The sequence below is a fragment of the Chitinimonas violaceus genome (genome assembly GCF_052601015.1).
Genome location: NZ_JBQXDJ010000155.1, coordinates 1 through 2044 on the forward strand (window position 1 = coordinate 1; position 2044 = coordinate 2044).

Sequence of the window (2044 nt, forward strand, 5' to 3'; positions counted from 1 at the left end):
TTCGGGGATGTGCTGGGTAACAGCATTGCCGGGAATGGTCGTAACTGGGTGGGACCTGCCAAGCCGGTCGTAGCACCAGTGAGTGGGTCGTCAGGTCGTAACTGGCTGTTGGATGACATTCCAGACGTACCAAGCGATGTGTATCGCGTACCGGGCCGTCCTGAAGCGGACGTGGACTACGGCTTTAGCAGTGATGACGCCGCCTATACCCGACATCGGTTTAGCGAAGCGGCTGCGGCGCAATCTGCTGCCAGCCGTAAGCAAGAACAGGAAGTTGCCCGTGTCGTTGCTGGCAACCGGCAACGTGAAGCCGCCTTTGCCAACGCACTTGGCGACCGTATCTTGAATACCCCATTGGGTGATTTGCCATCCCAGGTAAGGCAGGGTGTTGCCGGGCTAACAAAGAGCGGCATAGCGCAGCTTCAGGACATGGTGACGCCGGTACCAACCTTATCGGCTGCTGCGCCCTTCCTTAGCTCACGTCCAAGATATGAAGGAAGTGAAAACCTCGCTAATTACTGGATGCGTTCTAACCCGGGCGATATGTCCACGAGCGAAAACGCCCGAATGGTTTGGGAAAACTCCCACGCCCGCCAGTTTTCGGATGCGGGAGCACCTGCGGCACTAGCATTTACAGCACCGGGCATAGGCGTTTCGGCATTTGTAGGTGCGGCCAACATCGGGTCTGGAGTACGTAATATCCAAGAAGGCAACTATTTGCCTGGTGCAGCCCTGATAACCGAAGGGGCGCTTACTGCTTCACCATTTGCAGTAAAGGCCGCACCTTATGCGGCTAATGGTGCGCGTTGGGCTTGGAATCAAGCTGGGCCAACGTTAGACGATTTGTTTATGCAGGGGGCCTATAGATCAGGAGCGGTAGCTTATGCTGTCCCGCCAAAATTTGGGGCAAGTAGTGAGGCAGTAGCGACAGCAGGAAAAGTTGAAGTAAGAAACGGTTACTCTTACAGGCTTGATGAAATAGGTCGCGTTGAATTTGTTGAAGCGAATCTTGTGAGAAATCCAGCTCAAGGACGTAACATTCCTGCTCAACTTAATGCCGGTGGAAAGTATCGTCTGGTAGACGATCAAGGAGGTCATTATATCGGCCGAAGATTTAATGGACCGCTGGATGAAATCAATCACTTTGCCCAAAATGGCAACTTTAATATGGGCGCTTATAAGGCCCTAGAAAACTCATGGGATACTGCTCTCAAGCAAAATATCCCGGTCCGTGTTCAGCTGCAGCCTTCTTATACTGGCGAATCATTAAGACCAGATACGTTGCATGTTCGTTATTGGGTTGACGAGATTCCTAATGAGAAATTCTTCTACAATCGGTCAGGCGGTAAGTAATCATGAACAGCGTTATTGAGGAGTTGTTTCAATCTATAGGCAATCAAATCCTAGATATGGTTGGCGATGATGTATCGCAGGTACTTGCGTACGCAGAGGCAGAAGATGGGGCGGTTTCAGTAGCCTTGTTCTATGCAAAGTCGGAGAACAAGATTCCTGTATTCAAGTTTGGAGGCAAAGAGTTAAGTGATTTGTTTTATTCTCTTTGGGAAGAATGGGGTAAACAAAATACAGGTGAAGTTTGGAGAGGTTCTGCATATTGCATAAGAAATGGGAAACCTACCCTAGAGATGATTTATCCAGATAAGTTTGATGAAAGGGCCACAGAAAATGCACGTAGAGTGGCTATGCTCGAAAAGTATTTCGGTTCGCCTCAGGTAGATTACTCACAAGCATAGGTTTATGCGGATAGATGGAAACAATTACCAATTAAATTGATAGGCCTCAATCCAAATCGTCACAGCGCACCCAGTCCGCATTGCCGTCTAGGTGCACGCACTCATCCCGGTCGGTCCACCATTCAGGTGGGCCGGATTCGGCGCAGTGGTCGAAATAACCTGCATCAAAGGGCGGCGGTGCGTCTAAACCGGGGTCTTCCTCGGGGTTCCACCATGTTGGCGGCCCTTCATCGGGGTAATCGTCGTCGATTTGCGGGGTTTCGGCTGGCGGTAGCGCGTCGTTGAGGGCGTCA

General features: G+C 50.8%; 3 protein-coding genes. 2 read left to right on the top strand and 1 reads right to left on the bottom strand.

The features are described 5' to 3' along the window. Window positions 1-1353 (top strand): DNA/RNA non-specific endonuclease (locus tag ACUHMQ_RS20530; protein WP_445297307.1); only part of this gene is annotated, 1353 nt, incomplete at its 5' end. A 2-nt stretch (window positions 1354-1355) separates the two neighbouring features. Beyond that, complete coding sequence (locus tag ACUHMQ_RS20535) at window positions 1356-1751, top strand: immunity protein YezG family protein (protein WP_445297308.1); 396 nt, start codon at window positions 1356-1358, stop codon at window positions 1749-1751. Window positions 1752-1797: 46 nt separating this feature from the next. Here the strand turns inward: ACUHMQ_RS20535 and ACUHMQ_RS20540 are convergent. Further along, on the bottom strand, window positions 1798-2044 hold a 247-nt coding region (locus tag ACUHMQ_RS20540), incomplete at its 5' end, for a hypothetical protein (protein WP_445297309.1).

Coding starts and splice junctions, on each gene's coding strand:
- ACUHMQ_RS20535 (WP_445297308.1), top strand. CDS start 1,356: ATGAACAGCGTTATTGAGGAGTTGTTTCAATCTATAGGCAATCAAATC.